Source organism: Sneathiella litorea, from assembly GCF_009882915.1.
GTDB lineage: Bacteria > Pseudomonadota > Alphaproteobacteria > Sneathiellales > Sneathiellaceae > Sneathiella > Sneathiella litorea.
In genome coordinates this window covers 364,493-389,816 of record NZ_WTUW01000001.1, presented here as the reverse complement: position 1 = coordinate 389,816, position 25,324 = coordinate 364,493, and the positions used below count along the sequence as shown (strand labels likewise).

Sequence of the window (25,324 nt, the reverse complement as noted above, 5' to 3'; positions counted from 1 at the left end):
CTAATTACCCCGACGGGCGGCCAGTTCTTCGGCTTTGGCCTGATCATACCACCAGCTTTGCAGAACCGCACGATCAAAACCCGGCTTTTTTGATGCCGGGCGGCCAAACTTGTCCCAATATGCGATAAAATGACTGCTCTTGTACCATTGCGGGATAAAATAATAATTCCACATCAACACACGATCAAGCGCACGCGTTGCCGTAATAAGGTCTTGTCGCGTTTGCGCCTCAATCAATTTCTCGATGAGGGCGTCAACGGCAGGGTTCTTTACGCCCGCAATATTGAGGCCGCCGGTAACATTCGCGGATTCGGATCCCCACCAGTCCCGCTGCTCCACCCCAGGTACCTGAGACTGGGGGAAACGGCGAACGACAATATCAAAATCAAATTCGCGTACGCGGTTTTGCCAGCTTGCGGAATCGATTACACGGACCGAGGCATCGATCCCGGTGCGTTTCAGGTTGGCGACATAAGGATTTATAATCCGGGTGAAGGATTGTTCATACAGCAAGAACGCGACCTGCATCTGCTGTCCGGTTGCATCCACGAGCTTTTTGTCCTGGATTGTCCAGCCAGCCTCCTTGAACAACTTAAGCGCCTCCCTGATTTGCAAACGGATATTTCCCGAACCGTCAGTTTTAGGGGGTGTAAACTCCTGTGTGAAAACGGCCGCGGGTAATATGTCGCGATAAGGTGTGAGGAGGTCGAGTTCCGCCGCCGTTGGCAAACCCGTTGCCTTCATATCCGAGTTCTCGAAGATCGATCCCAGCCGATCATAAAGCCCGTAAAAGAGATTCTGATTTGTCCATTCATAGTCAAACAGAATGCTGAAAGCTTTGCGTGCCTTGATGTTATCAAAGGGCGCGCGGCGACTGTTCATAAAGAATGCTTGAAGTCCGGTAAGCTTTTCATCCTTCAGTGTGTCGCGCTTGATATATCCACTTTTTACTGCGGGTTTGTTTTCATACTCTGTCGCCCAGCTTCGCGATGTGAATTCTTCACGGAAATCATACTCGCCTGCAAAAAATGCCTCGAGGGCGATTGTCCGGTCCCGATAGTAATCGACCTGAATAACATCGAAATTAAATCGCCCCTTGTGAACCGGCAGGTTTTCCGCCCAGTGGTTTTTTACCCGTTCATAGGTAAGAGTACGACCGGGGCTGACCTTGGTAAGTTGATACGGGCCTGAGCCCAACAAAGGTTCCATCGATGTTATGTCAAAATCCCGGGTTTCAAAAGAAGCTATCGAGAGGATGGGCATGATTGCAATCTGATAGGGAAGTCCTCTTGTGAGGGCCCCTTCACGGAATTCAAACCGGATTTTATGCTTGTCGAGAACATTGGCGGCAATAACATCCCGATACTGCATTCCGTATCGCGGATGTCCCTTTTCCTTTAGCGTCAGGAAAGTAAAGGCGACATCCTCCGCCGTGATAGGGGTGCCGTCATGAAAGCGAGCTTCCGGCCGGAGCATAAATTCAACCCATTGCCCTTTGTCATCAAGGGTTACAGTTTCAGCAAGCAGGCCATATACACCGTCGGGTTCGTCATAGGACGGTGTCATGAGTTGCGTAAAATTGAAGTATAAGTCGCCACCCTTGTCTCCATTGACGACGCCCGGATTACCCTTCAGGAGGAAGGGGTTGACCGAATCAAAGCTGTCCAGATCCCGTATCTTGATGGTTCCGCCCTTGGGGGCGTCAGGATTGACATAGTCGAAGTGAGCAAAATCCGGGCCGTATTTCAAACCTCCGAATGTTGACAGGCCGTGGCTCGTGGTGGGTTCGGCATATGCATTTGGGCTAATTGCCAAAAGGATAGCGAAAAGCGGCGCAAGCGACGTTTTCATCTTAAACCTTTCTTTCAGCTGAGTTGACGGAGGTTACTACTTCTGCTGTATGGTCTTGAGCTCTTCCTGCAACTGCTGTTCTTTTTCGGAATCCACCCACCAGCTGAAAAGATCAGGTCCTTGCGACGGGTTGATATCCGTATGACCGAATTTATTCCAATAGGCAATGCGATCATACGCTGCGTGAAACTGCGGGATGACATAGAAATTCCATGTCAGCACACGATCAAGCGCTCGAACTGCGGGAATCAGGTCTTCATAGGTTGGCGCGGCGATAAGATTTTCGATCAAGGCATCGATGACGGGATTATCAATACCCATTACATTTCGGCTTCCCGGGCGGTTGCCGGCGGCGCTGCCCCAGAACTCACGCTGTTCATTGCCGGGGCTGATCGACTGACCAAAACCGGCAGTGGTGATATCGAAGTCATAATTGCGTAGCCGCTCAGTATATTGCGCGGAATCAACGACACGGGAAGACGCGTCAATACCCAGCTTTTTGAGGTTCTTGATTAACGGGCCTGTGATCCGCAGGCTATTAGGGTCATACATCAGGAATTCGATTGTAAGCGGTTTTCCCGTATCAGGATCACTTAGCTTGCCATTCTTTATCTCATAACCTGCGTCTTTAAGGATTTTCTTCGCCTGTCGCAGGGGAGCGCGGTCCTGCCCCGATCCGTCCGTTACCGGCGCTTGATACGCGGGCCCGAAAACGCGGGGCGGCAATTGGTCCCGATAGGGCTCTAGAATTGCGAGTTCCTCTTTGGACGGTTCACCTGTTGCCGCCATGACGGAGTTTTCGAAATAGCTGTTTGTCCGGCTGTACTGATTGTAGAAAATATTGCGGTTTAACCATTCAAAATCGAAGGCATAAATCAAGGCCTCCCGGAGTGCCGGGTTTTGAAATTTGGCGCGCCGAAGGTTAAATGCATACCCTTGCATGCCGGCAGAGCGTTCATTGGGGATTTCTTCCAGCATAACAAGACCAGCCTTCGCGGCCGGGAAGTCATAGCCAGTGGCCCAGTTCTTCGCACTGTTTTCCGCGCGATAGTCATACTCGCCTGCTTTAAACGCTTCTAGCAAGACAGCCGTATCGCGATAGAAATCATAGCGGATTGTATCGAAATTATAGCGCCCGACATTGATCGGAAGTTCCGCCCCCCAATAATCGGAAACGCGTTCATAAGTGATATAACGATTTGCCTCAAAATCCTTCACCCGATAGGGACCTGAACCAAGGATAGGAGTGAGGGTCGTTTCGTCAAAATTTCGGTTCTCGAAATATGCCTTGGGTAGGATTGGCAGAAGCTGACCGACGATCTGCGGGAGCTCCCGGTTTGGTGGGCCAGAGAAATTAAACTTTATCCGGTGGTCGCCCAACTTCTCCGCTGATTCGACATCTGCATAATAATATCTGAAAAGCGGCGCCCCCTTTTCCTTCACAGCTTCTAGACTGAATATTATGTCCTCTACTGAAATAGGGGTACCGTCATGAAAGCGGGCCTCCGGGCGCATGTTGAAAATCGCAAACGACAGATCTTCTGCAACTTCTACGCTTTCGGCGACAAGACCATATTCTGCACTGGGGTCATCATTGGACTGCGTAAGCAGGGTTTCAAATGTCAGGCTGAGGCCATTCGCGGATTGCCCCTTGGAAATAAAGGGGTTGAGGTTATCAAAACCGCCCACGGCAGAAAGTTTGACGTCGCCACCCTTTGGCGCATCAGGGTTAGCATAATCAAGATGTTTGAAATCGGGACCGTATTTTAAGGGCCCAGCTAGTGATAGGCCATGACTCTTAATTGTTTTTATCTCTTCCGCTGCCGATGGAAGGGCAAATGCCAAGAAGAGTAAGGCGGTTGCGGTTGATTTCAGTAATCCCATAAATTTCCCCAATTGACGGCACTTTTCTATGACGTATCAAATCAAGATGGGAAGTTTACCCCATAACATCAAGTAGAAAAGGCGTGAGCTTTCTTTTCCTGATTACCCTAATATTTCAATTGCTTGATCATGCAGGGTGGGGTCGCCGACAGCTAGAACAAAGCCTGGATTGGATAAGCTTAGGGGGCTTCCGGTCCAGTCGGTAATTTTTCCGCCAGCATTTTCGACAATCGGAACAAGGGCACAGTAGTCATAGGGCTTCATATCGCAATCAGCGATAATATCGACGAATCCGAGTGCCAACAGGCCATAGGCATAGCAATCGTAGCCAAATCGTTTCCGTTTGACGGTATTATACAGTCGGAGAAAACCAGGTCCGTGCTCCCCTTCCATTAGCTCCGCCCCATAGGCAAATAACGTCGCATCGGAAAGGCCGCTACATTCGCGGCAGTTAATCGTCGTACCGTTTAACGTTGTCCGGCCATTCGCTCCGACCCATCGTTCACCAGATATTGGTTGGTTGATAATACCCATGATGGGGATGCCATTGCGTGTGAGAGCGATCAGGGTGCCGAAAGTCGGGCTTCCGGAAATAAAGGAAAGCGTGCCATCAATTGGGTCAAGAACCCAGACATACTCTGCGTCAGTCTGCACACTGCCATGCTCTTCGCCGATAATGCCATGGGTTGGAAATGCAGCTTTGATGAGTTCGCGCATCGCGGTTTCGGCATCGCGATCGGCAATGGTGACGGGACTGTCGTCATCCTTGCCGATAATCGTGATTTTCTGCCTGAAATGCCTGCGGATTACCTCACCGGCGACATCAGCCATCCGGTGAGCTAGCGCTATAAACTCTTGTGGGCACTCTTTGTTCACAGCACCCGCGAGCTCAATTATTCAGCGGGAGGCAGCGGGACGTCACTTTTGCCGAGAGTCCTGAGATAGGCGATAAGATCAGCCCGGTCTTGGTCTTTCTTAAGGCCGGCAAATGACATTTTAGTGCCATTGATAAAATCGCGAGGCTTGGTCAGGAAGAGGTTGAGGTCTTCGTAACCCCAGTTGCCACCTTTTTCAACAAGTGCACTGGAGTAACTGAAGCCTTCATGCGCGCCCTTAGGATTGTTCAGGATACCATAAAGGTTTGGACCAATCTTATTGGGACCGCCCTGTTCAACCGTATGACAGGCGCTGCACTTCTTAAATATAGCTTCGCCTTTGGCAGGGTCCGCGGAGGCAAGCAGCACACCAATTGATGGGCCGACAACTTCATCTTTCGAGGCCACTTCAGAGGACTCAACACTGCCTGTATCGATGGCGTATGCAGTTTCCTCCGGATAGGTCGGATCAATTGCAAGCGTGGCAATTTCATTGATGACCATTATGATTAGAACGCCTGCCAGGACGGCAGCGGCAATTTTATTAAACTCGAACGTATTCATTGCTGACCTCAGCTATCAAACCTGCGGGTACATTTACCAGCCGCGATAAAAAAAAGCGAGGGGAAATTAACCGCTTTCTCATGCGGAACGCAAGACGTATATATGCCAATGTTCGTTAAGATCGATGATTTGGATTATTATTATGAGTTCTACGCCGAATAAACCACTTATTGTCATACCAGCCAGAATGGCCTCCAGCCGACTGCCAGGGAAACCTCTTGCCGATATTGACGGGCTGCCGATGATTGTTCAAGTCATGCGGCGGGCTGAGGAGGCGGATATCGGCCCTGTCCTTGTTGCCTGCGGCGAGGAAGAGATTGCAAATGCTGTTCGTGCGGCGGGTGGGAACGCCTTGTTGACGCGGCCCGATCACCCCTCAGGCTCGGACAGAGTGTTTGAAGCGGTAGAGATATTTGACCCAGACGGGACCTTTGACGCCATTGTTAATTTGCAGGGTGATTTGCCGGCGCTGGATCCCGCGGCCGTCGCCGCCGTGTTTCAGCCGCTACAAAATGTCGCAGTCGATATTGCGACGCTTGTCGCTGAAATCAAGGATGACGAAGAACTTGATGACGAAAATGCGGTGAAGGCGGTTGTTTCGATTAAACAAGGCGAACGTGTCGGGCGTGCGCTCTGGTTCAGCCGGCTGAAAACACCCTGGGGGAATGGCCCTCATTATCATCACATCGGTCTTTATGCCTATCGTCGCGAATCCCTCTCGCGGTTCGTAGCGCTTCCGCCCGCGCCATTGGAGCAGCGAGAACGGCTTGAACAATTGCGTGCTCTTGAAAATGGGATGCGTATTGACGCCGCGGTCGTTGACACAGTGCCGCTGGGTGTTGATACTCCCGAGGATTTGGCGCGTATTCGCCGTATGTTTGTTTCCTGAAAATCTGAGATAATAGATATGTCCGACATCGATCCCGACAACCGCATTGCCTTTCAAGGTGTCCCAGGGGCCTATGGCCATCTTTCCTGTAGTACTGTCTTTCCGGGTATGGAAGCCATTGCCTGCGATACTTTTGCGGATGCATTGGGGATGGTACGTGACGGAGATGCTGCACTTGCCATGATACCGATCGAGAACTCGCTCGGCGGACGGGTAGCCGACATACATCATTTGTTGCCTGAATCGGGACTTTATATCATCGGGGAGCATTTTCAGCCGGTCATGCATCAGCTGCTCGGTGTGCCGGGGGCGATCCTGTCCGATGTCAAGGCCGTTCACAGCCATGAACAGGCACTCTCCCAATGCCGTGGTTTGACCCGGGATTTGGGTATTGAACCTGTCATCCATGCGGATACGGCGGGATCGGCAAAGATGATTGCGGAGCTTGGTGACAAGACCCAGGCCTCTATTGCCTCCAGTCTGGCGGGCGAGATCTACGGTTTGGAGGTCCTGCGTGATCGGGTGGAGGATCGCATCGGTAATACAACGCGATTCATTATCATGTCTCGTCAGCGACAGGATCCCGACCCAAAGAACGGAAGCTGCATGATGAGCTTTGTCTTTCAAGTGCGAAGCCAGCCAGCCGCGCTTTATAAGGCACTTGGTGGGTTTGCGACTAATGGTATCAACGTGACGAAGCTGGAAAGCTATATCACTGACGCTAGTTTCGAGGCCGCGCAGTTCTACATTGATATCGAGGGCCACCCGGATGAAGCGCGGGTTGCGCGGGCAATCGAGGAATTACAGTTCTTTTCCGCGAAGCTCAAGATTCTCGGCGTTTATCCAACGAATCCCTACCGCCGGCAATACGGGACATAAAACCGGTTGCCCAAACAGGCCGTATTGAATATAAGCAGTCACAAATTTACCTCCTTCACAGGCAGGATGCCTGTGAGTTGCAGTCGAGATAGATATGCTCAAAGAATATATTGACGAAGTAGCAAGGCTTAACCGGGCGCAGAAACTGTTCTTGCTTGTTGGTGTGGTTGCCATGGCCGTTGTCGTTACGGCGTCTAACATCCTGGTGGAAATGCCGGTGAATGACTGGTTTACCTGGGGAGCGCTTTCCTATCCGATTGCATTTCTCGTGACGGACATTACTAACCGGACCCTTGGGGCGCGCCTTGCGCGTGATGTCGTCTTCGTCGGCTTTATTGTTGCGGTTGCGATGTCACTCCTGTTGGCCAACCCGCGCATTGCCATCGCATCGGGTTCCGCGTTTTTTATTGCGCAAATGCTGGATGTCACCATTTTCGACAAGCTGCGGCGTCAATCATGGTGGAAGGCGCCGGTGGCCTCTTCCGTCATTGCGTCATTTGTCGATACAGTGATCTTTTTCGTGCTGGCCTTCGTCGGAACAGGCCTGCCATGGCATACCTGGGCACTTGGTGATTACGCGGCGAAGCTCATCATGGTGGCAGTGCTGATCTTGCCATTCCGCGGCTTGATCAGAATAACCGACCCACTCACTCTAGCGCCAGTCTCTCGCTAAGCTACCGGCTCGGTTTCCTCGACCCAGGCTTTCGCCAGCTGATGGGCAAGGGCAATGGGCCCACCCATGCGTAATCCTGTCGGCTTGGTGCTTTGTTCCAACATCATGCGGACTTCTTCGCGGCTGAACCATCTCGCGTCATTGAGCTCTGTTCGGTCCACTGTAATATTCTCATTGAGCGCCTCGGCAAAACATCCGATCATGAGAGAGGATGGGAAAGGCCAGGGTTGCGACTGATGATAGCGAACATTCGTGGCCTTAATTCTTGATTCTTCCCATACTTCGCGAATGACGCCCTGTTCGATGGTCTCTCCAGGCTCGATGAACCCGGCTAGGCAAGAATAGAAATCTCCTGGAAAATTTATCCCCTGACCGAGAAGACATTTATCGCCTTTGGTCACCATCATAATGGCTACCGGGTCTGTGCGCGGAAAATGCGTGGCTCCGCAACTGGTATCCTCGCATTTTCGGGAATATCCCGCCTCCTGGGTCTGGGTGCGGATGCCACAAACCGCACAGAAGCCGTGCCGGTTATGCCAGTCAATCATTGAACGTGCCTGGGCTAAAGCGCCAGCCTCACCGGAGCTCAATTGCGGCGCGACAGAGCGCACATCAATAAACTTGCCCCAATCCTCATTCGGCGGCCGCTTCGGATTTTCAATGGTCGAAACATCAACCGCAAAGTGGCAGATCTCCTCCCCAATGCCCAGAAATATGACATTGGCATCTGCTGCAATAAATTCCTGCAACTCCGAATACCCACGCCAGTCAATACGCGCACCTTCCTTCAGGCTAATCAACGCCTTCAACTGATGCATCGGAAGGAACCGGCTGCTCGGATCTGTTATTTTTTGTTCTATCCAGTTTGGATCCGTCCGCAGTTGGGACGCGCGGTCGAGATCGCCGCCAGCAAAGACAATTGGTTTTTTCATGAGCGGCAGATTGTCACAACTTATCCGTTCCTGCAATCGCCAACACGTTAAATTTTGAATGATTGTTCAAGATGCAGAGCAAAAAAACAGGAAAAAGGGCTTGCTTCTCTTTAGGAACTGCATGATATAGGCGGTGGAAGGCTGGCGATGGGCGTGCTCCTCGCGAACCCGGTCAGATCCGGAAGGAAGCAGCCGTAACGAGTTTCGGTGCGGGTCGTTGTCAGTCTTCTTCTCTCTTATAGACCTCCCGCAGATATAGGAACATTTCCTCTTCCTTTGGCTGGCATTACAGAGAAGTTCTCTGCTATGATTGTGATATGACAAGCAATCAAACCAACAGCCCCTATCGAGTTCTTGCGCGTAAATACCGCCCGTCAAATTTTGACGAACTGATCGGCCATGAAGCGATGGTGAAAACGCTTTCCAACGCGTTGGAAGCGGGACGTCTTGCGCATGCCTTTGTTCTGACGGGAACGCGGGGAATCGGAAAGACGACAACGGCGCGTATCATGGCGCGCGGTCTGAACTGCACCGGGCCCGATGGCTCAGGTGGTCCAACGGTTACGCCTTGTGGTGTCTGCCCGAACTGCGTCGCAATTGCCGAAGACCGCCATCAAGACGTGATGGAGATGGACGCGGCCAGCCGCACCGGTGTCGATGATATCCGCGAATTGATTGATGGCGTGCGCTACCTGCCTGTTGCCGCGCGGTTCAAAATCTACATTATTGACGAAGTGCACATGCTCTCCAAAAACGCCTTCAATGCGCTTTTGAAGACGCTGGAAGAGCCGCCAGAGCATGTGAAGTTCATTTTTGCAACGACTGAGATTCGGAAAATCCCCGTTACTGTTCTCTCTCGCTGTCAGCGGTTTGATCTGAAACGCGTCGATGGCGACACGCTTGCTGCCTATTTCGCTACTATCGCTGAAAAGGAACAGGCCGAGATAGAGGAGGACGCCCTTGCCCTGATTGCCCGCGCAGCAGAGGGGTCGGTGCGTGACGGGCTCTCACTGCTGGATCAGGCGATTGCACATGGAGATGGAAAAGTAACGGCGCTGCAGGTACGCGATATGCTTGGACTCGCGGACCGGACCCGTATTCTTGATCTGCTTGGCCTGCTGATGGAAGGGGATATCAAGGCGGCGCTTGCGCTTCTGCGCGGTCAGTATGACAGTGGTGCGGATCCTGTCGTGATTATACAGGACCTGCTGGAACTGACCCATTGGCTGACGTCACTTAAAGTCACGCCGGAGGCTGCCAATAATATCGCTATGGCGGGTGGAGAGATTTCGCGAGGCGAGGAAATGGCCAAGAAACTCTCCATGCCCGTGCTCGCCCGCACATGGCAGATGCTGTTGAAAGGGCTAGAAGAGGTAAGCCGCGCGCCGATGCCGCTTGCTGCGGCAGAGATGGTTCTTGTCCGACTCGCCTATGTGAGCGAGATGCCCACCCCGAATGATCTTGCCCGGCAGGTGGCTGACGGGCCGAAAGGTGGAGGGATGGCTCCATCCGTTAATGGGGGTGGCAGGCCACCATCCGGTCCGCAAGCGGGGAGCTCGATGACGTCCAGTGGGGGGCGCGGGGCGGCGTTAGCGCTTTCTGCATCCCCAGCACCGCAATCGGATACTGAACCGCGTGCTCATTTATCGCTTGTCTCCGATAATGACCGCCTACCGGAAGCTGAACCGGTAAAAGCAGAGCCGATCATTCAGAAAGAACCGCTTCAATCCCTTGAGGACGTGGTCGATTTGCTCACGGAACGGCAGGACATCAAACTCAAGGGCGAAGTTCTCAATTTCCTCCGGCCCGTAACATTTGAGCAGGGATTGATCGAATTCAGTCCGGCCGCCGGCGCCGCTTCAGATTTGGCAAATCGCCTTGGCAAGCGGCTGCGTGAGATCACGGGGGACTCTTGGGAAGTTCGCATGACAGCGCAGGCGGAAGGGGCGCCAACTGTTGCAGAGAAGCGCCAGAGTGATAAGGCAGCGGAAATAGCCGCCCTTGAACGTCATCCGATGGTGCAAAACATCAAGTCACTCTTTCCCGCAGCAACAATACGGGAGGTTCGTCATCTTGGCCCCTCCCTTGACATAATGCATCCCGATGACATATCCGGTGATGATGAAATTGAAGATGGAGATATCCTCTAATGAAGAACCTTGGCAACCTGATGAAGCAGGCCAAAGAAATGCAAAGCAAAATGGCCGATATGCAGGCTGAGTTGGAGTCCCATGAGGTTATTGGGCAATCCGGGGCTGGCATGGTCAAGGTGACACTCAATTGCAAAGGTGAAATGCGCAAGCTCGAGGTCGATTCTTCTCTTGTCGATCCAGAAGACAAGGAAGTAATGGAAGATCTTATCATTGCCGCTCATGCGGATGCGCGCAGCAAGGTCGATGCCTATTCGGCGGAGAAGATGAAAGAAATGACCGGCGGGCTGCAGCTTCCACCGGGCATGCAGATGCCATTCTGAGCGGACGGCATACACAAAACATGAGCCAGTCTGAAATTGAGCACCTTATTCAGCTTCTTTCCAAACTCCCGGGGCTGGGTCCCCGCTCGGCACGCCGTGCGACGCTGTATCTGATTAGTCGTCGTGAAAGCCTGTTGACGCCGCTTTCTACCGCGATGCGGGCCGCAGCCGAGAATGTGAAGGTGTGCGGTCAATGCGGTAATCTCGACGTGACGGACCCCTGTGATATTTGCCGTGATACCAAGCGGGACCAAAGCCTTCTTTGTATCGTGGAGGACGTATCTGATCTCTGGGCGCTGGAACGCTCAAATGCTTTTCGCGGGCTGTACCATGTGCTTGGCGGAACTCTCTCCGCTCTCGATGGGATTGGACCGGATGAACTTAATATAGAGCCTTTGATACGCCGCGTTGGAGAGGGGGGCATTGCCGAGGTAATCCTTGCTCTCAATGCGACAGTTGATGGCCAGACGACATCGCACTACCTTTCTGATCGCCTCTCCGATTTTGGCGTTCAGATCACCCGGCTTGCCCATGGCGTTCCGGTTGGCGGGGAACTTGACTATCTTGACGACGGGACGCTGTCCGCAGCACTAAAATCCCGTCGCTCGATAAGTTAGCTCCGCTCTTCCATTTGGTGAGGCTGTTCCGGCGGACCCGCTAGAAGGTCACTCTCTTCCTCGCCCAGCTGTAATTCCTCGATTTTCTCAGCGCGGCTGCTGATTTTCCGGCTCGAAGTTTCTATTAGTTCAATATCCTTGCTGGCCTGAAGGAAATGCTTTCCGAGATTGCCAACGCGCGCATCCATTCGCTCGACATCTTTTAACAGAACCCCGACTTCCTTCTGAATGACGCCCGCCTGCGCCCGCATCTGGCTGTCTTTCAGAACCGCGCGCACGGTATTAAGTGTTGCCATCAGTGTGGTGGGCGAGACAATCCAGACTCGCGCCCTGTAAGAGCGCTCCAGGATTGCGGGAAAATTAGCGTGAAGTTCCGCATACACCGCCTCAGAGGGAAGGAAAAGTAGCGCTGATTCGGCGGTTTCACCGTCCAGAATATATTTTTCGCTGATATCCGCGATGTGCTTTTGCATCGCGCCGGTAAATGCGCGCGCGGCCTGAAGTCTATCGGTGTCGGTTTCGGCTTGTCTGAGCATGTGAAAGCTTTCAAGCGGGAATTTTGCATCCACGACGATGGAACCCGGTGGGTTGGGGAGCTTGATCAGGCAGTCAGCGCGCCGCCCGTTACCGAGTGTTACCTGGAATTCATAGGCAGACGGGGGCAGCGCCGATTTGACCAGATCGTTAAGCTGAATCTCACCAAAGGCGCCACGGGCCTGTTTGTTCGCAAGAATATCCTGTAGCCCGACGACCTGGTTGGAAAGTTCTGTCAGGTTGCTCTGCGCTTTATCAATCACCGCGAGTCGCGTTTGCAATTCAGTCAGGCTTTGCCCTGTTTTTTCGGCAGACTGGTTCAGGCTGTCTCCAAGGCGTTTAGAGACAGTATCCAGCCGTTCACTCAAGGTCTGATTTATCTCCTGACGGCTTTGGGCACTATCGGTCGAGATTTGCTTCAACTGCCCTTCAAGCTGAGCGTGCTGGTTTAGCAGGCTCTCAGTAAGACGGGTCAGGTTCTCGCTATTCGTGGATGCATTTTCGGCCAGTTTTTCTGCCTTCGCCATCTTGAAGAACATAACCAGCATGACGATCAGCAATAAGCCGATAACCGCGATGAGGGTAATTTCCATTAAATCCTCTCTCTGACGCTCTGTTTCCTGTCCGTCAATAGCCTTGACGAACGTGAACAGGCATAATACCTACACATTGATATATCGTAACGTGAACGACAACGGAACACCATGGCCCTTTTGCCCATATATACAGCGCCAGACCCGCTTTTGAAAACCATCTCCAAACCGGTCGAAAATGTGGACGCGGAAATTCGCACTCTGGTCGACAACATGTTTGAGACCATGTATGACGCGCCCGGAATTGGTCTTGCGGCCATTCAGGTGGGTGTGCAAAAGCGCCTGCTTGTCGTCGATGTTATTGGCAAGGGGAGCGAAGGAGAAGAGCCGCAGCCGCTCGCACTCATCAATCCGGAGATAACCTGGGTATCTGATGAAGATGCGATTTATGAGGAAGGCTGTCTTTCCGTACCCGATCATTATGCAGACGTGGCGCGGCCTGCTGAAATTGAGGTGAGTTATCTTGACGTAGAGGGCAAGCAACAGACATTGCGTGCAGACGGATTGCTTGCCACCTGTGTCCAGCATGAGATAGATCACCTTGATGGTATCCTTTTCGTTGATCATCTTTCCGCCCTCAAACGCAATATGATCTTGAGAAAGTTGCTTAAACAGAAAAAAATGGCGAGTTGAAGGAGCCGTTATGGCGGGATTACGACTTGCCTTTATGGGAACACCGGCTTTTTCCGCCCATATCCTGAAAGCATTGATCGGGTCACCGCATGAGGTTGCCTGTGTCTATTCCCAGCCGCCACGCAGGGCGGGGCGAGGAAAGAAACTCCTTTCCTCAGCAGTTCACCAGTTGGCGGATGCGGAAGGGTTGCCGGTTCGAACGCCGGTTTCCCTGAAATCCGACGAGGTTCAAGCGGAATTCTCCGACCTTAAACTCGACGCCGCCATTGTCGTTGCCTATGGACTTATCTTGCCTCAGGCAATTTTGGATGCGCCAAAACTCGGTTGTCTGAACTTACATGCCTCTCTTCTTCCGCGCTGGCGTGGCGCCGCCCCTATTCAACGCGCTATCATGGCAGGAGATAAAGAGACGGGTATCGCCGTCATGCAGATGGAAGCGGGGCTGGATACCGGGCCCATTCTGAGCGAAACACGTTTACCAATAACGGACAAGACAACGGCGGGTTCGCTCCATGACGCTCTTGCCGATGCCGCGGCGGAACTTTTGCTAGCGACGCTTACGCGCTTGGGGGATCCAGATCTTGTCCCCATGCCGCAGGCGACGGATGGCGTGACCTATGCGGAGAAAATTTCCAAATCCGAGGCGGCGATCGACTGGCACAAAAGCGCTTCCGATCTTGATCGACATATCCGCGGGTTGAACCCGGCACCAGGTGCATTTTTTGAATATCAGGGACAGCGCGTCAAGCTATTGGCGGCGACGCCGGTTGATGGAAGCGGTAAGCCCGGTGAAGTACTGGACGATCAATTAACAGTTGCCTGCGGGGAAGGTGCATTACGGCTCCTTACCTTGCAACCGGCGGGCAAGGGGCCGATGAGCGCAGATGCATTTCTTAATGGACGCCCGATCGCTAAGGGTGAGGTGCTGGGCTGATGCCCTGTTATCGCATCACAATCGAATATGATGGGCGGGACCTTGTCGGTTGGCAACGACAGAAAAACGGTCCCTCGGTCCAGCAACATATCGAGGAAGCGATTTTCGATTTCTGCGGGGAGGATGTGCGTATTCAGGGCGCGGGCCGGACAGATGCCGGTGTGCATGCACTTGGGCAGGTTGCGACCTTTGAGCTGACCTCGGACCGAAAACCACAAGTCGTGATGAATGCGCTGAACTACCATTTAAAGCCGGCACCAATAGCAATCCTTGATTGCGCGGAAGTGGAGGCGGAGTTCAGCGCACGGTTTTCTGCGACCAAGCGGCATTATCTCTATCGAATAATTAATCGGCGAGCCCCCTTGACCGTAGATGTCGGTCTTGCTTGGCTGGTCAAACGCGAGCTGAATGTGGACGCGATGAATGACGCCGCGAAAGTCCTGGTTGGCCGTCATGACTTCACTAGCTTTCGCGCCGCGGCCTGTCAGGCAAACTCACCTATACGGACGCTTGAAAAGTTGACGGTTTCACGGGACGGAGATGAGATTCAAGTCCACGCGTCCGCCATTTCCTTCCTCCATAACCAGGTTCGCTCCATGGTAGGAAGTCTCTCCCTGGTAGGGACAGGGCAATGGACGAGGGATACCCTTCAGGAGGCGCTTGACGCGAAGGATCGTCAACGTGCGGGGCCAAATGCGCCGCCCTATGGCCTGTATTTGACGCGTGTGGATTATGGCTAGACGGGTGCCGTAAAAAGCCACTCTGAGAATATTCCCTGGATCAGGATCACGATCAAAAATTCAAGAAAGGCAAATCCAGTTGCCGTCATTCCGGATAGGTTAAGCGTGACCTTAAGCACGTACCAAAGAAAGATATAGGTCGCGGCAATAAAAAACAGGGTCATTGTTGAAGAAAAACTTTCGGGAAGAACGCCTGTTGCGATAATCGAGATTGGAAGCCAGAGCAGGATAATTGCGAATTGCATCCAGTTGTAAACGATGACGAACACGCTGTAGTGGTTGGAAAAACCCATATAGCGTGCGAGTACCGCCATGATCAACAAGTAAGTTCCCCAGCTTACCAACAGGGCAAGGCAAAGCAGCAATAAGAATGGAACAATCGCCGTATCCGTTGAAATTTTTCTGTAGTCGATGGAATTTTCGATCGCGAAGAGGGGGATGGCAAGGATCATTGCCAGAAACGAACGATAAAAGCCTTCCATTGAAATATTGAAATGGCTGAGCGCGTTGGGGTCTCGTCGCGCGAACAGGTAAGCGCCATAAAGAGAATTGACGATTTCCCGAAAGTTTAACATCCGTCTTTAGAAAAATAGCTTTTCAGGATGTCCGCATAGATATCGGTCAATGCTTCCACATCCGTTACATTCGCCCGCTCATCAATTTTGTGCATGGTCTGGCTGATAAGCCCAAATTCAGCAACAGGGCAAAAATCCTTGATAAAGCGTGCATCAGAGGTGCCGCCGGTTGTCGAAAGTTCCGGTGTTCTGCCCAAACGGCTTTTAATGGCGCGGACAATAAGGGCGCTGAATTCACCTTCCGGTGTCAGGAAGGGCGCTGAATTTTTTCGGCATTCAAGCTCATAGTGACAACCGCGTTCCTTAGCTACCTGCTCGAGTCTCTCACGAACAGTGATTTCAAGTGAATCAAGACTGTGGTGCGTATTAAAACGAATGTTGAAGGTAGCGTGCGCCGACTTCGGGATAACATTTGTTGCGGGATTGCCGACGTCAATCGTCGTGAATTCAAGGTTGCTCGGCTGGAAATGCTCCGTCCCTTCATCGAGAACGAGGTTATCCAAAGCACTCACCATAGCCGCGAGATGCGGCACAGGATTATCGGCAAGATGCGGATAGGCCACATGCCCCTCCGTACCAATAGCGGTCAGATAGCCGGTAAAGGAACCACGACGGCCAATCTTGACCATATCGCCAAGCTCGTTGGGGTTAGTCGGTTCGCCAACGACGCAATGATCGATCTTCTCACCTTTCTCGGCCATCCAGTCCAGGACTTTACGAGTTCCGTTAATCGCCGGGCCTTCCTCATCGCCAGTGATCAATAGACTGATAGAGCCATTGAAGGCGCCATTGCCTTCCTTGATAAACCGCCGAGAGGCAATGGCAAAGGCGGCGACTGCGGCTTTCATATCCGCGGCACCACGACCATAAATCATGCCATCCCGGATGGTGCCGTTGAAGGGATCAACACTCCAGGCATCAGCATCGCCGATGGGAACAACGTCTGTATGGCCGGCAAAGCAGAAATTCGGGCCTTCTGTGCCAAAACGGGCGTAAAGGTTCTCTACATCCGGAGTGCCCTCGTCGCTGAAAATCAGCCGGTGGCAGGCAAACCCGGTTTCTTCAAGATTTTTCTGTAGCACATCAAGCGCGCCGGCATCTTTGGGCGTGACACTTGCGCAACGCATCAATGCCTGTGTTAGCGCAATGACTTCTGAATTCTCTTCTTTTCTATCCATAGATGACCTTTACCGTTCGCCGGGGCATCCGGTCAATGGTGAAGGTGGAGTTGAGAAATAAATATCTGCCTGTCATTGCAGTTTTCCCGTACCCGAGATAAGACTGCTTCGCTAATTCAGAAAGAAGAAATATGCCGTTCAACTTTAACGCCAGTTCGGAAAATATCCGGGGGATCATCTTTATGGTCACCGGCATTTTTTTTATGAGCACCATGGACGCGGTTGCGAAACTACTGGTGGAGGCTAATTACTCGGTCATTCAGATGCTCGCAATACGTGGGGTCGTCCTGATGCCATTTTTGTGCGTCTGGCTTTTTGCCCGCGGCGGTCCGCGTTTGATCAAGACCCGGAATATTCGCGGACACGGCCTCAGGATTATCTTCGGTGTTTTTGCACCGCTGTTATTTTTTCAATCCTTGAAAGATCTGCCTCTCGCCGACGCCACAGTTATCTTCTTTGTCTCTCCGTTTGTGATGACGGCTCTCTCCGTTCCTTTGTTCAAGGAAAAGGTGGGGATTCATCGCTGGAGCGCTATTCTTATTGGTTTTGCGGGTGTTTTAATCGTTATGCAGCCGACGTCCGGCTTGCTCAAGATGGAAGCATTTATGGTGCTAGGCGCAAGCCTGTGCTACTGCGGGGTCATGTTAACCGGGCGCGTGCTGAGCCAGACAGAGACGACTTTTACGATTATTTTCTACAGTAATGTCGGCCTAACGGCGATTGCAGGGCTGATCTCAGTCTTTTTCTGGCAGCCTATGCCTCTCCCGGATGTTGGTCTTGTCGTAATGATGGCGATTTTATCGCTGGGCGGGAATATCTGTCTGGTCAGATCTTTTGCGCTTGGCGAAGTCGGCGTGATTACACCCTTTGAATATACGGGCCTTCTGTGGGCCGTTTTGCTGGGCAATTTCATTTTTGCTGATTTTCCGGCACTTAACGTCTGGGTCGGCGTTGTCGTGATCGCGGGAAGCGGACTTTACATGATCTACCGTGAAAATCTGCGCCGGTAAGGTAAGCTATCGGCGGGGTTAGGTGTCCCCGCCGATGTCATGATGTCTAGTCTCTCAACAGATCATTGATCGAGGTTTTGGATCGCGTCTGTGCATCCACCGTCTTCACGATGACCGCACAATAAAGGCTCGGCCCAGGCGTTCCATCCGGAAGCGGTTTGCCGGGCAGGCTGCCGGGTACGACTACGGAATAGGCTGGAACGCGGCCGATATGTACTTCGCCGGTATCGCGATTGATGATCTTAGTGGAGGCGCTGATGAAGACGCCCATGGACAGAACTGAACCTTCCTCGACAATAACGCCTTCAACGATCTCGGAACGGGCACCGATAAAGCAATTATCCTCGATAATGACCGGATCTGCCTGTAATGGTTCCAGCACACCACCAATGCCTACGCCGCCGGACAGATGCACATTCTTACCAATCTGGGCGCAGGAACCAACCGTGACCCAGGTATCCACCATCGTGCCACTGTCCACGTAGGCGCCAAGATTAACAAAGCTTGGCATCAGGATAGCGCCGGGTGCGATATAGGCGCTCTTGCGAACAACACAATTGGGAACCGCCCGGAACCCGGCGTCGCGAAAGCGGTTCTCTCCCCAGCCTTCAAACTTGCTGGGCACCTTGTCCCACCAGCTTGAATTGTTGCCGGGTCCGCCTGCAATCATTTCCATGTCGTTGAGACGGAAGGAGAGCAGAACAGCTTTTTTTGCCCATTGATTGACAACCCAGCCATCTTTCCCTTTTTCGGCCACACGTAGTTCTCCATTATCGAGAGCCTCCAGTGTTGCCTCCACGGCGTCACGAATTTTGCCGGTCGTGGCGGTGGAAATATTATCCCGGTTCTCCCAAGCGGCATCAACAACCGGCTGCAATTCGGCTAATTTCATAGTGGTTTATCCCTGAATTCTGGTAAATCTACGTTCGCGAGAACATACCCCGCCACCGGCAGATGTCAATCTGCATGGGCGTGTTTTTATGTAATAGGACCGCGATCCGCCAGCAGTTCAGTCAGCCAGCGTGCGAGATCGTCAGTCTGGTAATGAATATGTTCTCCCTCTCCATCTGCGCTTGACCAATGAGCCTCGTCCGGGATCCAGACGGTGGTCATCCCCATTTCATGCGCAGGCGCAAGATTGACGGCCATATCTTCAAAAAGAACGGCCTTTTCAGGTCTAATGCTAAATTCTCGTACCATTTTTTCATATACCGGCTTATGGGGTTTCGGTTTGAAATCGCCCGCAACGATATCGAAAATATGTTCAAAATGATGAAGAATCCCGAGCTGTGTTGACACATTCGTCGCGTGATAAACTGATCCGTTCGTGAAAATGATTTTACGACCTGGCAATTGCTCCAGAGAGGAACTAAGCCCCGGTACGGCCGCCAGGTCCGAGACATCAATATCATGAACATAATCCAGAAAATCAGCTGGATTGATATTGTAATTCTGCATCAGCCCGCTCAGGGTCGTACCATGTTCGTGAAAATATTTTTTCTGGATATTTTTTGCCTCGACAAGGTCGACATTGAGAAAATCGGAGATAAATTCTCCCATTCTCTTGTCTATTTTTGCGAATAAATTCGACTTTGACGGATACAAGGTGTTGTCTAGGTCGAATATCCAGCAGTCAATATGTTGGAAGTTTTTCCAGTAGGGAATTTTCGTCATGTGTATGATTTTGCCGCGTCGTCGCTGTCGCGACAAGCCCTAATTGAGCGGACATGCAATATAGGGAGCGGTGGTCAAAAAATTCAACATTTTAAGGGGCTATTAAGCTTAGTGCCTTACTGTAACCGCCTACTAAGGTGATCCATGTAATTCGGCGGGTATCAGCGGCGTGAGCGGTAAGGCAAGTAAGAGAAATCCTGTTTCCTCGACCTATGAGGATAACAAGGCCCGGGCATTGAGCACGGATGTTTCTGTTCGCGCGGATTTGGCGGCGCATGAGGATGCTGAACCGGAAATTCTCTATTATCTAACAGATGATTCGTCCGGTATTGTTCGAAAAAACCTTGCCCTTAACCCCTGCACGCCAGCCAAGGCTAACCTTATTCTTGCGCAAGACGAGGATGAGGAAGTGCGGATGGATCTGGCTCGTAAAATATGCCGTCTGTTGCCAGACCTTTCAGGTGAACAGACAGCTATACTCCTTGAAAAAACGATTGAGGTCCTGGAAATACTGGCGAAGGATCAGGTAAAGGCGGTTCGCGCAATAATTTCGGAAACGTTGAAGGAATCTGTTAACGCGCCAAAGAATATCGTGATGAATCTTGCGAAGGATGTAGAGGAAATCGTCGCGAGCCCCATTCTAGAATACTCACCGTTGCTTTCCGATAATGATCTTCTGGAGATCATAGCGAGTGGGATTGCGGCAGGCGCACTTCCCGCAATTGCACGCAGACCCGGTCTTAGCGAAGAGGTTTCTGATGCCGTGGTTGCCCAGCTTGAAGTGCCGGCAATATCCACGCTACTAGTTAATCCATCCGCCAAAATACGCGAGGAAACGCTCGACCAGATCATGGATCAGGCGGAAGGTGTTGAGCCGCTTCACGAGCCGCTGGTCATGCGTCTAAACCTCTCACTCCGGGCGATGCGCCGTATCTCCGGCTTTGTTGCTTCATCCCTGGTTGAGAAGTTGGTAAATCGAAATAACCTTCCGCCAGCAACTGAGAAGGAACTGAAGAATATCGTTCGGGGCCGCATCGAAAAAACCCGGGAATTCTCGCCGGTGACAGAGGAGAATGGCCAGTCCCGCGCGGAAAAGATGTTCGCAGAAAACCAACTTGATGAAGAGGCTGTCGCTGACGCTGTCGATCTCAAGAATCAGGATTTTGTAGTGACAGCACTTTCCCTGCTCAGTAAATACAGTTCAAAGAAGGTTGGCGCCATGCTGGCGTCTCGCAATGGAAAGGTTGTTATTTCCCTCTGCTGGAAGGCGGGGCTCTCCATGCGGCTTGCCTTCAAAATCCAGACTGTCATTGCGCATGTACCTCGCCGCGATATTGTAAATGCCCGCAACGGGATCGAGTATCCATTTACAGACAAGGAAATGGATTGGCAATTATCGTTTTACGATAGCTAAAAAGCCTGCGTCACGCTGTCGCTTCGGTAATCATCGTGCCGACGCCATGCTCGGTGAAGGTTTCAAGCAGCAGGACATGGGGAATACGACCATCAAGAATAGTCGCGGACTCAACTCCCTCTTCAAGCGCAAAAAGACATGTCTCAAGTTTCGGGATCATTCCGCCCACAATCGTACCATCTTTCTGCAATTTGCGGACTTCGTCCGGGGTGAGCCGATTGATAAGCTTCTTGTTTTTGTCCAGAACCCCCTCAACATCAGTCATCATGATGAGCTTCGTTGCACCGATCGCGGCTGCGATGTGACCGGCGGCCGTATCAGCGTTGATATTAAAGGTCTGGCCGTTTGATCCGATCCCAATGGGAGCAATCACTGGAATAAGATTATTTTCCTCGAAACTCTCAAGAATTTCTGGATTGATACGGCGCGGTTCTCCCACAAACCCGAGATCGAGGATGCGCTCGATATTGCTATCAGGGTCGCGTTTGGTCCGGTTCAGCTTCTGCGCCTCGATCAGATTGCCATCTTTCCCCGAAAGGCCGACCGCGAGGCCGCCAGCCGAATTGATCGACGTGACAATTTTCTTGTTCAACGATCCGGATAAAACCATTTCGGCGATTTCCACCGTTTCCTTATCGGTGACCCTTAGCCCGTCTATGAAGGAACTGTTTATTTTCAACCGTTCCAGCATACTGCCAATTTGCGGGCCGCCCCCATGGACAATAACCGGGTTAATGCCGACCTGTTTCATCAGGGCGACATCCCGCGCAAAAAAATGGGACAACTGCTCATCGCCCATGGCGTGTCCGCCATACTTTATGACGAAGGTCTGGCCGCTGAAACGATGCATATAAGGTAGCGCTTCGGACAGGGTCCGCGCCTTGGCAAGCTGTTCCTCGACTGACAGGGGCTTATCACTCATTTCTATTGTCCAACCTCTTCTGTCAAAGACGTAAGTTCAGCCCGGAGAGCTTCAATCCCGGTTCCTTTTACGGAACTGGTGAACAATATCTCTGGGTGGGCCGCGGGCCGTTTGGCCAGTTCCGCCTCAATTTTTTTTGTAAGCGATTTCACGTCACTTTGGTTGCTTTTGTCAACCTTTGTTAGAATGATCTGGTAGCTGACGGCGGCGACGTCTAGCATTTCCATAACCTCGCGGTCGGTGACCTTTAACCCATGGCGGGCATCGACCAGCAGCAGGACACGGCGCAAAGTGCTCCGCCCTTTGAGATAGCTGTTAACTAGCTCGGTCCAGATATCGATTTTCTCTTTCGATGCCTTGGCATAACCATGACCCGGCAAATCGACCAGATAGAGTCTGCCGCCCAGATCGAAGAAATTGATTTGCTGTGTGCGTCCTGGCGTGTTGGACGTGCGGGCAAGCGTATTCCGGTTCGTGAGGGCGTTGATCAGGCTTGATTTGCCAACGTTTGACCGTCCTGCAAAGGCAACCTCAGTAAGGTCAAGGTCAGGGATCATCTCAAGTGTTGCCGCGCCGGCAACGAACTGGCATTCCTGCGCGAAGAGAAGTCGACCGGCCTCTATTCGCTTTGCTTCATCCTCACCGGTCGGACCCGTCGCTTTAGTCATATCAAATCACTCGTCAGGTTTTTTCACTGGTGCCGGAGACAGACACGCCCATGCGCTTCATGATCAACCACTGCTGCGCCATGCTGAGGATGTTGTTCCATGTCCAGTAAATCACCAGCCCTGCCGGGAAGCTTGCCAGTAAATAAGTGAAGAAGATCGGCATAAACAGGAAGATCTTCGCCTGCACTGGATCGGCGGGTTGCGGGTTGAGCTTCTGCTGCAAATACATGCTCAGACCCATTAGAAGCGGAAGGAATCCAATCATCAGGAACTGCGGCGGATCCCAGGGAATCAGACCAAAGAGGTTGAAGATCGTTGTTGGGTCTGGTGCCGCCAGATCCTTGATGTAGCCGTAGAAAGGCTGGTGTCGCATCAGCAGAGTCACAAACAGCACTTTATAGAGCGCGAAGAAAATCGGGATTTGCAGTAGAATCGGCAGGCAGCCGGCCGCCGGATTTGCTTTTTCCCGTTTGTACAGCGCCATCATTTCCTGATTGAGCTTTTGCTTGTCTTCGCCAAATTTTTCACGAAGCTTCACCATTTCTGGCTGCAACCGTTTCATTTTGCTCATCGACACATAGGATTTATGGGCGAGTGGCAGCAGGATGATCTTGATAAGAACCGTCAGCGCCATAATTGCGAGGCCAAGATTTCCAATCCAGCTATTCAGGAACTCAAGCGCGAAATAAATCGGCTTCGTGAGGAAGTAGAACCAGCCCCAGTCGATTGCAAGGTCAAAGCGGTCGATACCGTATTCTTGCTCATAAGTATCCAGAACTGAAACAACTTTCGCGCCGGCAAATAAATGATTGGTAATTCCAACCGTTTCACCGTTTGGAACGTTGATCCCTTCCTGGTTCAGGAAATCCGTCTGGTAGCGTGCACCCTGAGGGGCATAAGAGAAGCGGGCTTTGATGTTAGTGTCCTGATTGGGAATCAATGCTGTCAACCAGAACTTGTCGGTTACGCCCAGCCAGCCACCTACAGAGGAAAAGGTCTCACTTTTTCCTTCTTCAAGGTCACTATAGTCAATTTCTTCAAGCGTTTCATTGAGAACCCCGATGGGGCCCTCATGGAGAATGTAGAAATTCGTTGTCTCCGGGGTGCCGTGACGCGAGATCAGGCCATAGGGGTAGAGTGTGACATCCGTCCCGGTGTTGTTCTCGATAACCTGATCAATCGCGAACATGTAGTTCTCATCGACGGTGATCGTCCGGTGAAAGATAAGACCTTCGCCGTTATCCCAGGTCAGTTTGAGCGGCTTTTCAGGTGTAAGTTCCGTATCGTTCGTTGCCCATACCGTTTGCGCACCGGGAAGTTTGATATTAGCACCGGGTGCCGGGCTCCAGCCAAATTCCGCATAGTAGGGATGGGGGCTGCCAGCCGGAGACAAAAGCTTGATTTCCGGGCTGGCCGGGTCAACAGTCTCGCGATAGTCAATCAGTGTGAGGTCATCAAGGCGCGCGCCAGTAAGGGAGACGGAGCCATGCAGCGCTGGCGTGTTGATTTTGACCCGATCCGTTTTTTGCAGGCTTTGCGATCTGCTCAGCGTGGTCTGTGCAGCGGAGCCTGGTATGCTCGGCGCACTGGCGCCATCCACAGAAAGAGACGGAATTTGTGACGGGGTGTCCCCTTCCGTTGTGGAGTTTTCTGCTTGCTGTTGTTGCGCTTGCTCCATCTGCGGGGCTTCAACGAAATATTGGAACCCGAAAATAATCAGGAAACAAAGAACGATCGCAATGACCAGGTTTTTCTGATCCGACATTTTTTTACAGCCCTTACGTTTTATTCTATGCGGGCGCGACCCGAGAGGTCGGTTGCGCCATTATGACAATTCTCATGTTTAGTTGGTACGGGATCATAGCCTTCACCGCCGAATGGGTGACACCGTGCAAGACGCCGCATAGTCAGCCAGCTTCCTTTTGCGGGACCATGTATCGACAAAGCCTCCATCGCATAGGAAGAGCAACTCGGGTAGTAGCGGCAACTTGCAGGTAGCAGAGGCGAAATAAAATAGCGATAAATCCGAATTGGGAGGATAAGCACGGCAATGAAAAGCTTTTTGATCATGTCGCGGTCCTTCGAGGTGACGCCGCAGCGCCAACCTTTCCGAGTGCGGCATGGAGATCTGACTTCAGCTCATCAAACTTCCGGTCTTTCGTTTTGGCGCGGCCAATCAGGACAAAATCCCAACCAGCTTCCGCATGATCGGGAATAATTTCCTGTGCAACAGCGCGAAGGCGGCGTTTAATGCGGTTGCGGACGACCGCGTTACCAACTTTTTTGGTCACGGTAAAGCCCACGCGCACAGCATTAGCCCTGCCCGGACTTGTGTCGCGGGCAGCCTGAAGCACCATCCCCGGTGCGGCCCATTTGCGGCGAACAGACGCAACACGGAGGAATTCCGCGCGTTTTTTTAGCCGTTCGACGCCTATCGGCATTGGATTAGGCTGAAAGGCTTTTGCGGCCTTTGGAACGGCGGTTTGCAAGGACTCGGCGACCGCCGACCGTTGCCCGGCGGGCGCGGAATCCGTGGCGACGAGCGCGAACAAGTTTGCTCGGTTGATATGTACGTTTCAAGAGACTTCTCCGTCGATCATCCGCGCATTGTGCGCGAAGGGAAAACAAGCCCCGCTGTATAAGGTTTCTCCCCCGTTAAGTCAATGCAGGAGATAATTTTTGCGCGTTTGCTTGTCGCGACGGTTCAATTCGGCTCACTTTTGGGTGAAAGGGGCTTTCGAATCTATCTAGGAACCATAAGTTTCGATAAGTTTAAGGCCGGACCGTTTGCTGTTTTTAAGGGATTGCCGGT

Annotated in this window: 27 protein-coding genes and 1 other RNA gene; 12 read left to right on the top strand and 16 right to left on the bottom strand. The window is 52.1% G+C overall.

Annotation, left to right across the window (positions count from 1 at the left end):
* The 4 genes from GQE98_RS01895 to GQE98_RS01880 form a co-directional block, all read right to left on the bottom strand.
* Complete coding sequence (locus tag GQE98_RS01895; protein WP_161313855.1) at nucleotides 1-1,851, bottom strand: extracellular solute-binding protein; 1,851 nt, start codon at nucleotides 1,849-1,851, stop codon at nucleotides 1-3.
* A 36-nt stretch (nucleotides 1,852-1,887) separates the two neighbouring features.
* Complete coding sequence (locus tag GQE98_RS01890; RefSeq protein ID WP_161313854.1) at nucleotides 1,888-3,735, bottom strand: extracellular solute-binding protein; 1,848 nt, start codon at nucleotides 3,733-3,735, stop codon at nucleotides 1,888-1,890.
* Between the two features lie 102 nt (nucleotides 3,736-3,837).
* A complete protein-coding gene (gene hisN / locus GQE98_RS01885; protein WP_343044131.1) occupies nucleotides 3,838-4,611 on the bottom strand; it encodes a histidinol-phosphatase in 774 nt (257 codons plus the stop codon).
* Between the two features lie 17 nt (nucleotides 4,612-4,628).
* The gene (locus GQE98_RS01880; RefSeq protein ID WP_161313852.1) at nucleotides 4,629-5,174 is read right to left on the bottom strand and encodes a c-type cytochrome; all 546 of its coding nucleotides are present in this window, start codon (nucleotides 5,172-5,174) and stop codon (nucleotides 4,629-4,631) included.
* A 142-nt stretch (nucleotides 5,175-5,316) separates the two neighbouring features.
* On the opposite strand from GQE98_RS01880, the gene GQE98_RS01875 reads away from it, so the two are divergent.
* From GQE98_RS01875 to GQE98_RS01865, 3 genes are all read left to right on the top strand, one after another.
* The gene (locus tag GQE98_RS01875; RefSeq protein WP_161313851.1) at nucleotides 5,317-6,063 is read left to right on the top strand and encodes a 3-deoxy-manno-octulosonate cytidylyltransferase; all 747 of its coding nucleotides are present in this window, start codon (nucleotides 5,317-5,319) and stop codon (nucleotides 6,061-6,063) included.
* A gap of 18 nt (nucleotides 6,064-6,081) precedes the next feature.
* Nucleotides 6,082-6,942: a prephenate dehydratase gene (locus GQE98_RS01870; RefSeq protein WP_161313850.1), complete on the top strand. Its 861-nt coding sequence runs from the start codon at nucleotides 6,082-6,084 to the stop codon at nucleotides 6,940-6,942.
* Nucleotides 6,943-7,036: 94 nt separating this feature from the next.
* A complete protein-coding gene (locus tag GQE98_RS01865; protein ID WP_161313849.1) occupies nucleotides 7,037-7,615 on the top strand; it encodes a queuosine precursor transporter in 579 nt (192 codons plus the stop codon).
* Here GQE98_RS01865 and nudC read toward each other — a convergent pair.
* The gene (nudC, locus tag GQE98_RS01860; protein WP_161313848.1) at nucleotides 7,612-8,547 is read right to left on the bottom strand and encodes an NAD(+) diphosphatase; all 936 of its coding nucleotides are present in this window, start codon (nucleotides 8,545-8,547) and stop codon (nucleotides 7,612-7,614) included. The two genes, GQE98_RS01865 and nudC, sit on opposite strands and share 4 nt — an antisense overlap.
* Before the next feature lie 136 nt (nucleotides 8,548-8,683).
* On the opposite strand from nudC, the gene ffs reads away from it, so the two are divergent.
* The 4 genes from ffs (at nucleotide 8,684) to recR (ending at nucleotide 11,637) form a co-directional block, all read left to right on the top strand.
* Nucleotides 8,684-8,779, top strand: an RNA gene (gene ffs / locus GQE98_RS01855) — signal recognition particle sRNA small type.
* Between the two features lie 85 nt (nucleotides 8,780-8,864).
* The gene (locus tag GQE98_RS01850) at nucleotides 8,865-10,697 is read left to right on the top strand and encodes a DNA polymerase III subunit gamma/tau (protein ID WP_161313847.1); all 1,833 of its coding nucleotides are present in this window, start codon (nucleotides 8,865-8,867) and stop codon (nucleotides 10,695-10,697) included.
* A complete protein-coding gene (locus tag GQE98_RS01845) occupies nucleotides 10,697-11,020 on the top strand; it encodes a YbaB/EbfC family nucleoid-associated protein (RefSeq protein WP_161313846.1) in 324 nt (107 codons plus the stop codon). The genes GQE98_RS01850 and GQE98_RS01845 overlap by 1 nt, the downstream gene beginning before the upstream one ends.
* 20 nt (nucleotides 11,021-11,040) lie before the next feature.
* Complete coding sequence (gene recR / locus GQE98_RS01840; RefSeq protein ID WP_161313845.1) at nucleotides 11,041-11,637, top strand: recombination mediator RecR; 597 nt, start codon at nucleotides 11,041-11,043, stop codon at nucleotides 11,635-11,637.
* Here the strand turns inward: recR and GQE98_RS01835 are convergent.
* On the bottom strand, nucleotides 11,634-12,764 hold the full coding sequence (locus tag GQE98_RS01835) for a DNA recombination protein RmuC (protein ID WP_202526029.1): 1,131 nt from the start codon (nucleotides 12,762-12,764) through the stop codon (nucleotides 11,634-11,636). The genes recR and GQE98_RS01835 overlap by 4 nt on opposite strands.
* A gap of 111 nt (nucleotides 12,765-12,875) precedes the next feature.
* Between GQE98_RS01835 and def the strand changes: the two genes are divergently transcribed.
* The 3 genes from def to truA are packed head-to-tail and all read left to right on the top strand — an operon-like array spanning nucleotide 12,876 to nucleotide 15,071.
* On the top strand, nucleotides 12,876-13,397 hold the full coding sequence (def, locus tag GQE98_RS01830; RefSeq protein WP_161313844.1) for a peptide deformylase: 522 nt from the start codon (nucleotides 12,876-12,878) through the stop codon (nucleotides 13,395-13,397).
* Between the two features lie 10 nt (nucleotides 13,398-13,407).
* Nucleotides 13,408-14,331 (top strand): methionyl-tRNA formyltransferase, encoded by a 924-nt coding sequence (gene fmt, locus GQE98_RS01825; RefSeq protein WP_161313843.1) that lies wholly within the window; start codon nucleotides 13,408-13,410, stop codon nucleotides 14,329-14,331.
* Complete coding sequence (truA, locus tag GQE98_RS01820) at nucleotides 14,331-15,071, top strand: tRNA pseudouridine(38-40) synthase TruA (RefSeq protein ID WP_161313842.1); 741 nt, start codon at nucleotides 14,331-14,333, stop codon at nucleotides 15,069-15,071. The genes fmt and truA overlap by 1 nt, the downstream gene beginning before the upstream one ends.
* On the opposite strand, the gene GQE98_RS01815 is transcribed toward truA, so the two are convergent.
* Nucleotides 15,068-15,646, bottom strand: a complete 579-nt coding sequence (locus tag GQE98_RS01815) for a hypothetical protein (protein ID WP_161313841.1) — start codon at nucleotides 15,644-15,646, stop codon at nucleotides 15,068-15,070. The genes truA and GQE98_RS01815 overlap by 4 nt on opposite strands.
* On the bottom strand, nucleotides 15,640-16,824 hold the full coding sequence (dapE, locus tag GQE98_RS01810; RefSeq protein ID WP_161313840.1) for a succinyl-diaminopimelate desuccinylase: 1,185 nt from the start codon (nucleotides 16,822-16,824) through the stop codon (nucleotides 15,640-15,642). Before dapE ends, GQE98_RS01815 begins: the two co-directional genes overlap by 7 nt.
* A 131-nt stretch (nucleotides 16,825-16,955) precedes the next feature.
* Between dapE and GQE98_RS01805 the strand changes: the two genes are divergently transcribed.
* On the top strand, nucleotides 16,956-17,834 hold the full coding sequence (locus GQE98_RS01805) for a DMT family transporter (RefSeq protein ID WP_161313839.1): 879 nt from the start codon (nucleotides 16,956-16,958) through the stop codon (nucleotides 17,832-17,834).
* 46 nt (nucleotides 17,835-17,880) lie between these two features.
* On the opposite strand, the gene dapD is transcribed toward GQE98_RS01805, so the two are convergent.
* Both dapD and GQE98_RS01795 read right to left on the bottom strand, forming a co-directional pair.
* Complete coding sequence (gene dapD / locus GQE98_RS01800) at nucleotides 17,881-18,726, bottom strand: 2,3,4,5-tetrahydropyridine-2,6-dicarboxylate N-succinyltransferase (RefSeq protein WP_161313838.1); 846 nt, start codon at nucleotides 18,724-18,726, stop codon at nucleotides 17,881-17,883.
* Between the two features lie 86 nt (nucleotides 18,727-18,812).
* Nucleotides 18,813-19,508, bottom strand: coding sequence for a pyrimidine 5'-nucleotidase (locus tag GQE98_RS01795; RefSeq protein WP_161313837.1), 696 nt, complete (start codon nucleotides 19,506-19,508; stop codon nucleotides 18,813-18,815).
* A gap of 169 nt (nucleotides 19,509-19,677) precedes the next feature.
* Between GQE98_RS01795 and GQE98_RS01790 the strand changes: the two genes are divergently transcribed.
* Complete coding sequence (locus GQE98_RS01790; RefSeq protein ID WP_161313836.1) at nucleotides 19,678-20,922, top strand: DUF2336 domain-containing protein; 1,245 nt, start codon at nucleotides 19,678-19,680, stop codon at nucleotides 20,920-20,922.
* A gap of 10 nt (nucleotides 20,923-20,932) precedes the next feature.
* Here GQE98_RS01790 and argB read toward each other — a convergent pair whose 3' ends face one another.
* The 6 genes from argB to rpmH are packed head-to-tail and all read right to left on the bottom strand — an operon-like array spanning nucleotide 20,933 to nucleotide 25,092.
* The gene (argB, locus tag GQE98_RS01785) at nucleotides 20,933-21,844 is read right to left on the bottom strand and encodes an acetylglutamate kinase (RefSeq protein ID WP_161313835.1); all 912 of its coding nucleotides are present in this window, start codon (nucleotides 21,842-21,844) and stop codon (nucleotides 20,933-20,935) included.
* 2 nt (nucleotides 21,845-21,846) lie between these two features.
* Nucleotides 21,847-22,512, bottom strand: a complete 666-nt coding sequence (gene yihA / locus GQE98_RS01780; protein WP_161313834.1) for a ribosome biogenesis GTP-binding protein YihA/YsxC — start codon at nucleotides 22,510-22,512, stop codon at nucleotides 21,847-21,849.
* A 13-nt stretch (nucleotides 22,513-22,525) separates the two neighbouring features.
* Nucleotides 22,526-24,277 (bottom strand): membrane protein insertase YidC, encoded by a 1,752-nt coding sequence (yidC, locus tag GQE98_RS01775; protein ID WP_161313833.1) that lies wholly within the window; start codon nucleotides 24,275-24,277, stop codon nucleotides 22,526-22,528.
* Between the two features lie 20 nt (nucleotides 24,278-24,297).
* Nucleotides 24,298-24,582 (bottom strand): membrane protein insertion efficiency factor YidD, encoded by a 285-nt coding sequence (gene yidD / locus GQE98_RS01770; RefSeq protein WP_161313832.1) that lies wholly within the window; start codon nucleotides 24,580-24,582, stop codon nucleotides 24,298-24,300.
* Nucleotides 24,579-24,953 (bottom strand): ribonuclease P protein component, encoded by a 375-nt coding sequence (gene rnpA, locus GQE98_RS01765; protein WP_161313831.1) that lies wholly within the window; start codon nucleotides 24,951-24,953, stop codon nucleotides 24,579-24,581. The genes yidD and rnpA overlap by 4 nt, the downstream gene beginning before the upstream one ends.
* 4 nt (nucleotides 24,954-24,957) lie before the next feature.
* A complete protein-coding gene (gene rpmH / locus GQE98_RS01760) occupies nucleotides 24,958-25,092 on the bottom strand; it encodes a 50S ribosomal protein L34 (protein WP_161313830.1) in 135 nt (44 codons plus the stop codon).
* Nucleotides 25,093-25,324 lie beyond the last annotated feature (232 nt).

Bases quoted from the DNA above. Each gene is read 5' to 3' on its own strand.
- GQE98_RS01895 (WP_161313855.1), bottom strand. From the start codon at position 1,851: ATGAAAACGTCGCTTGCGCCGCTTTTCGCTATCCTTTTGGCAATTAGC.
- GQE98_RS01890 (WP_161313854.1), bottom strand. From the start codon at position 3,735: ATGGGATTACTGAAATCAACCGCAACCGCCTTACTCTTCTTGGCATTT.
- GQE98_RS01880 (WP_161313852.1), bottom strand. From the start codon at position 5,174: ATGAATACGTTCGAGTTTAATAAAATTGCCGCTGCCGTCCTGGCAGGC.
- GQE98_RS01875 (WP_161313851.1), top strand. From the start codon at position 5,317: ATGAGTTCTACGCCGAATAAACCACTTATTGTCATACCAGCCAGAATG.
- GQE98_RS01870 (WP_161313850.1), top strand. From the start codon at position 6,082: ATGTCCGACATCGATCCCGACAACCGCATTGCCTTTCAAGGTGTCCCA.
- GQE98_RS01865 (WP_161313849.1), top strand. From the start codon at position 7,037: ATGCTCAAAGAATATATTGACGAAGTAGCAAGGCTTAACCGGGCGCAG.
- nudC (WP_161313848.1), bottom strand. From the start codon at position 8,547: ATGAAAAAACCAATTGTCTTTGCTGGCGGCGATCTCGACCGCGCGTCC.
- GQE98_RS01850 (WP_161313847.1), top strand. From the start codon at position 8,865: ATGACAAGCAATCAAACCAACAGCCCCTATCGAGTTCTTGCGCGTAAA.
- GQE98_RS01845 (WP_161313846.1), top strand. From the start codon at position 10,697: ATGAAGAACCTTGGCAACCTGATGAAGCAGGCCAAAGAAATGCAAAGC.
- recR (WP_161313845.1), top strand. From the start codon at position 11,041: ATGAGCCAGTCTGAAATTGAGCACCTTATTCAGCTTCTTTCCAAACTC.
- GQE98_RS01835 (WP_202526029.1), bottom strand. From the start codon at position 12,764: ATGGAAATTACCCTCATCGCGGTTATCGGCTTATTGCTGATCGTCATG.
- def (WP_161313844.1), top strand. From the start codon at position 12,876: ATGGCCCTTTTGCCCATATATACAGCGCCAGACCCGCTTTTGAAAACC.
- fmt (WP_161313843.1), top strand. From the start codon at position 13,408: ATGGCGGGATTACGACTTGCCTTTATGGGAACACCGGCTTTTTCCGCC.
- truA (WP_161313842.1), top strand. From the start codon at position 14,331: ATGCCCTGTTATCGCATCACAATCGAATATGATGGGCGGGACCTTGTC.
- GQE98_RS01815 (WP_161313841.1), bottom strand. From the start codon at position 15,646: ATGTTAAACTTTCGGGAAATCGTCAATTCTCTTTATGGCGCTTACCTG.
- dapE (WP_161313840.1), bottom strand. From the start codon at position 16,824: ATGGATAGAAAAGAAGAGAATTCAGAAGTCATTGCGCTAACACAGGCA.
- GQE98_RS01805 (WP_161313839.1), top strand. From the start codon at position 16,956: ATGCCGTTCAACTTTAACGCCAGTTCGGAAAATATCCGGGGGATCATC.
- dapD (WP_161313838.1), bottom strand. From the start codon at position 18,726: ATGAAATTAGCCGAATTGCAGCCGGTTGTTGATGCCGCTTGGGAGAAC.
- GQE98_RS01795 (WP_161313837.1), bottom strand. From the start codon at position 19,508: ATGACGAAAATTCCCTACTGGAAAAACTTCCAACATATTGACTGCTGG.
- argB (WP_161313835.1), bottom strand. From the start codon at position 21,844: ATGAGTGATAAGCCCCTGTCAGTCGAGGAACAGCTTGCCAAGGCGCGG.
- yihA (WP_161313834.1), bottom strand. From the start codon at position 22,512: ATGACTAAAGCGACGGGTCCGACCGGTGAGGATGAAGCAAAGCGAATA.
- yidC (WP_161313833.1), bottom strand. From the start codon at position 24,277: ATGTCGGATCAGAAAAACCTGGTCATTGCGATCGTTCTTTGTTTCCTG.
- yidD (WP_161313832.1), bottom strand. From the start codon at position 24,582: ATGATCAAAAAGCTTTTCATTGCCGTGCTTATCCTCCCAATTCGGATT.
- rnpA (WP_161313831.1), bottom strand. From the start codon at position 24,953: ATGCCGATAGGCGTCGAACGGCTAAAAAAACGCGCGGAATTCCTCCGT.